This window comes from Bacteroidota bacterium, from assembly GCA_016714535.1.
In the GTDB taxonomy this organism is placed as follows: domain Bacteria; phylum Bacteroidota; class Bacteroidia; order AKYH767-A; family OLB10; genus JADKFV01.
Window position 1 is genome coordinate 58,176 of sequence record JADKDR010000006.1, and the last position, 8,718, is coordinate 66,893.

Annotated in this window: 7 protein-coding genes and 1 pseudogene; 7 read left to right on the forward strand and 1 reads right to left on the reverse strand. The window is 38.6% G+C overall.

Annotated elements, in window-relative coordinates:
• The first annotated feature begins 28 nt into the window (after positions 1-28).
• The 6 genes and pseudogenes from IPO27_09950 (at position 29) to IPO27_09975 (ending at position 5,311) form a co-directional block, all read left to right on the forward strand.
• Positions 29-598, forward strand: coding sequence for a GNAT family N-acetyltransferase (locus IPO27_09950; protein MBK8846833.1), 570 nt, complete (start codon positions 29-31; stop codon positions 596-598).
• On the forward strand, positions 570-2,108 hold the full coding sequence (locus tag IPO27_09955; GenBank protein ID MBK8846834.1) for an acyl-CoA carboxylase subunit beta: 1,539 nt from the start codon (positions 570-572) through the stop codon (positions 2,106-2,108). The genes IPO27_09950 and IPO27_09955 overlap by 29 nt, the downstream gene beginning before the upstream one ends.
• Positions 2,109-2,111: 3 nt before the next feature.
• A complete protein-coding gene (locus IPO27_09960; protein MBK8846835.1) occupies positions 2,112-2,525 on the forward strand; it encodes a ribonuclease P protein component in 414 nt (137 codons plus the stop codon).
• Positions 2,509-2,736 (forward strand): membrane protein insertion efficiency factor YidD, encoded by a 228-nt coding sequence (gene yidD, locus IPO27_09965; GenBank protein ID MBK8846836.1) that lies wholly within the window; start codon positions 2,509-2,511, stop codon positions 2,734-2,736. The genes IPO27_09960 and yidD overlap by 17 nt, the downstream gene beginning before the upstream one ends.
• A gap of 76 nt (positions 2,737-2,812) precedes the next feature.
• Positions 2,813-4,482: pseudogene (locus IPO27_09970) on the forward strand (S41 family peptidase).
• 577 nt (positions 4,483-5,059) lie between these two features.
• Complete coding sequence (locus IPO27_09975; GenBank protein ID MBK8846837.1) at positions 5,060-5,311, forward strand: T9SS type A sorting domain-containing protein; 252 nt, start codon at positions 5,060-5,062, stop codon at positions 5,309-5,311.
• A 73-nt stretch (positions 5,312-5,384) separates the two neighbouring features.
• Here the strand turns inward: IPO27_09975 and IPO27_09980 are convergent, their stop codons facing one another.
• The gene (locus IPO27_09980) at positions 5,385-6,284 is read right to left on the reverse strand and encodes a LysM peptidoglycan-binding domain-containing protein (GenBank protein MBK8846838.1); all 900 of its coding nucleotides are present in this window, start codon (positions 6,282-6,284) and stop codon (positions 5,385-5,387) included.
• A 554-nt stretch (positions 6,285-6,838) separates the two neighbouring features.
• Here IPO27_09980 and pruA point away from each other — a divergent pair.
• Positions 6,839-8,461, forward strand: coding sequence for an L-glutamate gamma-semialdehyde dehydrogenase (gene pruA / locus IPO27_09985; protein ID MBK8846839.1), 1,623 nt, complete (start codon positions 6,839-6,841; stop codon positions 8,459-8,461).
• Positions 8,462-8,718: the final 257 nt, after the last annotated feature.

The following is an 8,718-nucleotide window of genomic DNA, read 5'->3' on the forward strand; positions in this document are numbered from 1 at the left end:
GTAGTGCCCACTACCTTTACAAAACCGGATGAAAATTGTAATAAACCAAGACCTGGCACTTGTAAGCCCCGACCGGCATAGCATATCGTGGCTTGTGAAATATCTTAATGACGGTGATATTTATACCAACACCCTAAAGATTCCCAAAGACTATGGCCGAAACGATGCGCTTAAATTTTTTAATTTTTGCAAACGACAGCATTCTAAAATCGGCATGGAGAATAACCTCATGGTGCTTCACCAACCAAGCGGAGAAATTATTGGAGGAATAGGCTCATGGCTAAAATATGGAATAGATGCCCATAAGGATGAAATTGGATACTGGCTGGCAAAGCCATACCGCAACAAAGGTTATACTACCGTTGTGGTTAAAAACTACTGCCATTATTTATTTGAAAAAAGACCTTCACTTGAACGCATTGAAGCAGGGATATTTTTACATAATATTGCATCGCAAAAAGTGCTTTCGAAATGTGGGTTCAGTTACGAGGGCATCATGCGTAACGAAGCATTAAAAGATGGCATGTTGCACGATACTGCATGGTATTCATTATTAAGACAAGATTTTTATGAAAAACAAAATAGAAATATTAGATAATAAAATTGCCGAAGCTCAAAAAGGGGGAGGCGAAGCACGCATAAAATCGCAGCACAGTAAAGGCAAACTTACTGCACGCGAGCGCATGCAACTTTTGTTTGACGATGGTCAGTTTGAAGAAATTGGCATGTTCGTTACACATCGTAGTTCCGACTTTGGACTTGACCGCGAAAAATATTTAGGCGATGGCGTTATTACCGGGTTTGGCTATGTTAATGGCAAATTGATTTACGCATTTTCGCAAGACTTTACAGTATTTGGCGGCAGCCTGAGCGAAGCCCATGCACAAAAAATTTGCCGCATTATGGACCTGGCCATGCAAAATGGCGCCCCGGTTGTTGGCCTCAACGATTCGGGCGGTGCACGTATACAGGAAGGGGTAGTATCGTTGGGAGGTTATGCCGATATTTTTTATCGCAATACACTTGCTTCGGGAGTTATCCCACAGATTAGCGCCATTATGGGGCCTTGTGCCGGTGGGGCGGTTTACTCTCCTGCCATTACCGATTTTATTATGATGGTAGAAAATACTTCGTATATGTTTGTTACCGGACCTAACGTAGTTAAAACAGTAACGCATGAAGAAATAAGCAGCGAAGAATTAGGAGGCGCACATACCCATGCAACCAAATCAGGAGTTACTCATTTTGCTTGTGCCAACGAGGTCGCGCTTATTCAAACTTTAAAAAAATTATTGAGTTACATTCCACAAAATTGCGAAGACGAGGCGTTACCATTACCCTATACGTTGGGTGATGAAACACGCCTGAAGTTAAACTCCATTGTGCCCGAAAATCCCAACCAACCTTATGACATGCGCGAAGTAATAACGGAGTTGGTAGATGATGATTTTTTAGAAGTTCATCGCGAATATGCTGAGAATATTGTGGTTGGATTTGCACGACTTGCAGGCCGCAGTATTGGTATAGTTGCCAACCAGCCAGCTGTGCTTGCCGGAGTGCTTGATATAAAAGCTTCGGCCAAGGCTGCTCGCTTTGTAAGGTTTTGCGATTGCTTCAATATTCCATTGCTTGTATTGGAAGATGTTCCAGGATTTTTGCCCGGCACCGACCAGGAGTGGAATGGAATTATTACCAATGGTGCTAAACTATTATTTGCCTTTAGCGAAGCTACCGTGCCACGTATCACTGTAATTACGCGCAAAGCATATGGTGGCGCATATGATGTAATGAACAGCAAACATATAGGTGCCGATATGAATTACGCCTGGCCTACCAGCGAAATTGCGGTGATGGGTGCTAAAGGCGCTGCCGAAATAATTTTTAAAAAAGAAATAAGCGAAGCTAAAGATCCGGCTCAAAAACTTTTGGAAAAAGAAAAAGAATACATTGAACACTTTGCCAATCCTTACCGCGCTGCCGAGCGTGGATATATAGATGAAGTAATCTTGCCTGAACAGACAAGAACAAAACTTATTCAAGCATATAAAATGCTTGAAAACAAAGTAGCCAAGCTGCCCAAAAAGAAGCATGCAAATATTCCGTTGTAATTCATGTCAGCAGATTTAAATCGTGTTAGCCATAAATTTTCGAAAAACGAAAGACTTTGTAGTAGAAAAATTTTTGACCTCCTAATTAATTCAGGCGAACAATTCTTCACCCATCCATTCAAAGTAATTTATTGCTATCACGCGTTGAGCTATATACAAGAACCGCTACAGGTGGCTTTTGTTGTTCCTAAGCGTATATTTAAAAAAGCGCACGATCGCAACCGAATCAAGCGACTAATGCGTGAAGCATTCCGCATTCAAAAAAACGAGTTAAAGCAAGCCATGTTTAATCAGCCAAAGAAACTTGCTGTTCTTATCATCTTTGTAAACAAAACTTTAACCCCTTACCACGAAGTAGAATCTAAAATTAAATTAATTTTACATCGTTTGAAAATGGTTCATGCACAAGGCAATTAAGAAAATACTGTTGATGTTAATCTTATTTTACAAAAATGCAATTTCACCTTTGCTCATGCCCGCATGCAGGTATGTGCCCACATGCAGTGAATATGGAATGGAAGCCATAAACAAGCATGGCGCCTTGCGTGGACTGTGGTTAACATTGAAAAGGTTTGCAAGGTGCAACCCTTTTGGTGGTCATGGGTATGACCCTGTTCCTGAGAAATAATTTTTTTTACACCCACCAATCAAACAAACAAAGTTTTATAGCAATGTATTTTAGAAATAATTAGTATTTATTAATAATGAAAAATAAAATTTTATCAAAAACAAAGATAACCCTGGTGGCAATTGGTATTGCCATTGGTAGTTTGGGCGTTTACAGTTTCGCTCCGGAGAGCGACAACTACTTCGAAATATCTCGAAACCTCGACATCTTTACTTCACTTTTCAGAGAGCTCAACATTTATTATGTTGATGATGTTAAGCCGGTGATCTTATGAAAAAAGGTATTGACGATATGCTCAACACCCTTGACCCTTACACCAACTACATACCCGAAAGCGATATAGAAGACTATCGGTTTATGACTACCGGGCAGTATGGAGGTATTGGTGCGCTTATAGGAAAAAAGGGAAATCAGGTAGTAATTACTGATCCATACGAAGGATATCCTGCGCAAAAGGAAGATTTGCGTGCAGGCGATGTCATACTTGAAGTAGATGGTAAAGAAGTGAACAACAAAAATGTAGATGACGTTAGTAAAATATTGAAAGGGCAGCCAAATACAAAAGTGAAATTAGTGTTGCAGCGCGATGGAGATAAAAAATTTGAAAAAGAAATAATGCGTGCCGAAGTACAAATTCCGGCTGTTACCTATAGCGGAATAATAAGTGATGGAGTTGGTTATATAAAACTTACGAGCTTTACCGAAAATGCCGGTGGCGAAGTGCGCGATGCCTTTCTTGCATTAAAAGAAAAGCATAACATTTCTTCACTGGTGCTTGACCTTCGTGGCAATCCAGGTGGGCTTCTGCATGAGGCTGTTAATATTGTAAATATTTTTACTGATAAAGGAACCGATGTGGTATTTACACGAGGCAAAGTAAAAGAATGGGACAAGCAATATAAGGCACTTAACAGTGGCATAGATTTGCAAATACCAGTTGCCGTGCTTGTCAATAGCGGTTCTGCATCGGCCAGCGAAATAGTTTCCGGAGCATTGCAGGATTTAGATCGTGCAGTGGTTATTGGACAACGTTCATTTGGTAAAGGGCTTGTGCAAACTACACGCCCGTTGAGTTACAATTCGCAACTAAAAATTACTACTGCCAAATATTACATTCCCAGCGGCCGTTGTATTCAGGCACTTGATTATTCGCATCGCAACGAGGATGGCAGCGTTGGCAAAGTGCCCGACTCCCTTGTAACTGAGTTTAAAACCAAGAGTGGAAGAAAGGTTTATGATGGTGGTGGCATTACTCCTGATGTAAAAATAGAAGCCGAAGAGCTTAGCAATATTTCGGTGAGCTTAATTTCTAAGTATTTGATTTTTGATTATGCCACACAGTATCGTAATAACCATGCAACCATAAGCGCTGCCAAAGACTTTCAACTTACCGAACAAGAATACACTGATTTTATTGCTTGGGTAAAAACGAAAGAATATGACTATACCACGCGTAGCGAAAAAGAAATGGACGAATTGAAAAAAATAGCTGAAAAAGAAAAATATTTCGAAAGTGTTAAATCGGAGTTTGAAACTTTAAAAAGCAAAATGAAACATGATAAGGAGAGTGATCTTATTAAGTTTAAACCTGAAATAAAACAACAACTCGAAAACGAAATAGTATCTCGTTATTATTACCTTAAAGGACGTGTAGAAAATGATTTCAAAAACGATTTGGAAGTAACTAAAGCTATCGAAGTATTAAAGAATCAACCCGAGTACAATCGCATCTTGAGCGGTCAATAATATTAGCCGGCATATTAATATTAGCAAAAAGGGTAATAACTTATAAAGTGTTACCCTTTTTGTTTTATAGCATCTTATTTTTACCATCTAACAAAATCTAAATTCTTACAGATGGCAATATTCGTATTTATAGTATTCGTATTTGTTGCCTTCGTTCATGCTTGTATATTCGGGTAAATTGGTGTTAGAACTAATAATTCGGCCTTAAAGATTATGGCAGCGTATTTATTTGCTGCCTCACTTAGTATAGGTGAATACATCTTATACTGGTCAGGACTTTTGGCTAAGTATAGTTTTGTTACCAATATTAATTATCCGTTACACTTCTTGTTTGGGCCCTTATTGTTTCTTTATGTCATACTCTTTATTCGGTAAGAAACTAGCTTGTTCAAATACTGGTATCACTTTGTACCAGCAATATTGATTACTGTAATAATTCTGCCTTACTATTTTGCATCACCCAAACTATATCATCCGCAGCAATTACAATTGGTGCATTGGTAAAGATTAAGGCAACGATAAACAGCTTAAGCACCTCGCTAATGAAGGAAGTGGTACACCTCTTTCATTTATTAATTTGGATAAAAATAATGATTACTTACTTAGGGTTTCACCTAATCCGGCTCATGAATTTGCATGCATTTATACAAATAACAAATCCGAAAAAAAAATATCCATTTTTAATGCAGAGGGAACTTTAATTTTTGAGAAAAATTTTTTTGAGCAAATAATAATAATTGAAACTCAATCATTGTCTGCCGGTGCTTATGTGGTAAACGTATCTGAGGGTGTAAATAAATACGTGACCAAAATGATAATTGCCAGGTAGCTGTTAAGCATTTGACACTGTTAATAAGAAAGATGTTGCATTGCAAATTAACATCCACACCTTTCTTACACTATTACTTATTCTCGCTTACTGATGTGTACGAAATATCTGCTTGAAAACGAGCATCCAATACACCTAACTTTTGCGCGGCCGCCTGCGATAATTTAATAATCAGCTTTTGGTTATCCCCCGTATCAGGTAGTTTTCCAATTATTTTTACAAACACAAATTTATTATTCATGCGGTTTGTTACTTTCATAATGGTTCCGGTTGGTGCTGATCTGTGTAAGGCAAAATACTTATTAGGATTCAAATCTGCATCATTTACCCATGCAGCTTCGCCTGATTCCCTTTTGTGTAATAATGAATTGTCGGGCATCTCAACTTCGTTGGTTCCTGCATTATCCGTGTTTTTTACAGGAGCGGTGTTTAACTTTATAGGGTTCATATCTTGCGACTTCTTAAGTTCAGCGGCATCTTGATCGGCTTCAAATTTCGCTTTGGCTCCTCTCGACAAAAATAATTTTTTTCCAACTGATATAGTGGCATCATTCAGCTCATTTATCTGCTGTATCTGCTCTACTGTGGTGCTATATTTTCTGGCAATTCCATTGAGCGTTTCTCCTTGCTCTACAATGTGAAATACAGGCACATCTATCTTTGGAGGTGTTACCGTTGTTACTGTCTTTGGGCTTTCTTTAGGCTTTACTGTTGTAGTGCTTGCATTACTCGCTACAGGTATCTTTATTTTTTGACCTGCCTTAAGTGTTGTTAAATTGCCGTTAGCCGCCATTATTTCCTTTGCACTTGTTTTATACGTTCTGGCCAAGCCATAAATAGTTTCTCCATTGGCAACTAGATGCATTTTATAGGTCTTTCCATTCTCTGTTTTAATTTCCTCCTGAGCATAAGCTTGCATCTGTGAAGCAACCAAAACCAACAATAATATCCCTATAGCAAATTTACTTTTCATATTTTCGAATCGATTAGAATAGACTTTGTGCAAATTTACGTTTCCCAACAAAATGATTCAGTTTGCCCGATATTTTTTTTAACACTTTGATTAACACTATTTCTTACTGCTTTTTACAGTAAGTTAGGTATTACATATCTTCATTTGCCTGTTAACATAAAACACGCCAAACCGTTTTCCATCTATTAATAATAGATGAACTACGTTCATCCGAATTTCGTAAATAACGGATATAATTACTACTTATTACTAATTCTTAAATCATTCCCATCACTTTATAAAAAAACTTTGAAGCCAACCACCTGATAAAAAAAGACATTTCTTACCTAAAAAAAGTTCCATTACAAATTACAATCGGCTAAGTGCCGCTTTAAAGAAAGGGCATACACAAGCAAGTGAAACGTGCTCATACATGACTCGCTGCTCTGCATTCCAAATATAATTAATTTAGAATAATGGCTTTTGTAATACTTACATAGAGCTGAAAAAAGAAAGGCCTTGTTGAGGAGGCATTATAAGATTACTTTTGCCCACCAATAAAAAAAACAAACTTCATGTACGGAATATTTAAAGTGCCTACCGCAGTCAACGAACCAATTAATAGCTATGCTCCCGGTACCCCTGAGCGTAAAAAACTTGAACAAGCTTTGTCAGAAGCTCGCAGTCAAACCATTGATGCGCCTATGTATATTGGCGGAAAAGAAGTTAGGACTTCGAAGAAGAAAAAATTATCACCACCGCACGACCATCAGCATGTTTTAGGAACTTTTAGCGAAGGCGATGCCTCTCATGTTTCTGCCGCCATTGATGCTGCTTTGTCAGCGCGCGAGGCATGGGTAAATTTGGCTTGGGAACAACGTGCAGCTATTTTCTTAAGAGCAGCCGAATTGCTTGCCGGCCCATATCGATATAAAATTAATGCTGCAACTATGCTTGGGCAAAGTAAAAATGCTTTTCAGGCAGAAATAGATGCGGCATGCGAAATGATAGACTTTTTTCGCTTCAATGTGCAATACATGACCGAAATATATCAGCAGCAACCAATTTCAAGCCCTGGAGTTTGGAATCGTGTAGAATGGCGTCCACTTGAGGGATTTATTTTTGCTTTAACCCCGTTTAACTTTACAGCTATTGCCGGTAATCTTCCTACCTCATGTGCTATGATGGGAAATGTAGTTGTATGGAAGCCTGCCAATTCCCAAATATATGCTGCTCGTTTATTAATGGAAGTGTTTATAAAAGCGGGATTGCCCGATGGCGTAATTAATCTTGTTTATGTTCCTGGAAGCACCGCAGGCGAAGTTATTTTTAACCACCCTGATTTTGCCGGAATTCACTTTACCGGAAGTACCGGAGTATTCCAAAATATCTGGAAATCAATTGGCAATAACATCTACAAATATAAATCATATCCCCGCATTGTGGGCGAAACCGGAGGTAAAGACTTTATAATGATGCACAATAGTGCGGATGTTAATGAAGTCGTTACTGCTATTGCAAGAGGTGCGTTTGAGTTTCAAGGCCAAAAATGTAGTGCTTGTTCGCGAGTTTACATTCCTCAAAGCAAATGGCCCGATGTAAAAGCTGGGCTTATTCGCGACCTTGCCTCCTTTAAAATGGGTGGCACCGAAGATTTCTCCAATTTCATTAATGCGGTTATCGATGAGGCAGCCTTTGATAAGATAACTTCCTACATTGAAAATGCTAAAAATGATAAAGATGTAGAGATAATTGCCGGAGGATCATTCGACAAATCGAAAGGATACTTTATAGCTCCCACTATTTTGCATGCCAAGCGTCCCGATTACATAACCATGTGCGAAGAAATTTTTGGTCCCGTGTTAACCATATATGTATACGATGATAATGCGTTTGAAGAAACTCTTGATCTGGTTGATCGCACCGGCACTTACGCGCTTACGGGCTCTATTATCAGTAACGATCGTTATGCAGCTGAGTTGGCTACACGCAAATTAGTACATGCAGCAGGTAATTTTTACATTAATGATAAGTGCACAGGGGCAGTTGTAGGACAACAGCCTTTTGGAGGTGGACGCGCGTCCGGAACCAACGATAAAGCAGGTTCAATGATTAACTTACTCCGTTGGGTTTCGCCACGCACTATTAAAGAAACTTTTGTGCCCGCTGCTGATTATCGTTATCCATTCTTAGGATAAAATAGTCATTCCGTTTGTGCCATCGCTTATATAAAGGCGGCATATTCAAATTCTTAATTTACTCTTAGCAGTAAAATTTAATTAAGCAAAAAAGGTGAAGCAGCCTTGCTTTTCAAATAAGCACCATCTATTTATAACTTGTTTCATGCTTCCATGTGAATTCAACTCTTGAATTCCATCAGGCATTTCGTGCTTTAAACTAATCCCTATTGCAATAGTTCCTCTTAAACCGAAAATAGAAAGTTGAATTCCAAATA

Bases quoted from the DNA above. Each gene is read 5' to 3' on its own strand.
- IPO27_09960 (MBK8846835.1), top strand. From the start codon at position 2,112: ATGTCAGCAGATTTAAATCGTGTTAGCCATAAATTTTCGAAAAACGAA.
- IPO27_09955 (MBK8846834.1), top strand. From the start codon at position 570: ATGAAAAACAAAATAGAAATATTAGATAATAAAATTGCCGAAGCTCAA.
- IPO27_09980 (MBK8846838.1), bottom strand. From the start codon at position 6,284: ATGAAAAGTAAATTTGCTATAGGGATATTATTGTTGGTTTTGGTTGCT.
- IPO27_09950 (MBK8846833.1), top strand. From the start codon at position 29: ATGAAAATTGTAATAAACCAAGACCTGGCACTTGTAAGCCCCGACCGG.
- yidD (MBK8846836.1), top strand. From the start codon at position 2,509: ATGCACAAGGCAATTAAGAAAATACTGTTGATGTTAATCTTATTTTAC.
- pruA (MBK8846839.1), top strand. From the start codon at position 6,839: ATGTACGGAATATTTAAAGTGCCTACCGCAGTCAACGAACCAATTAAT.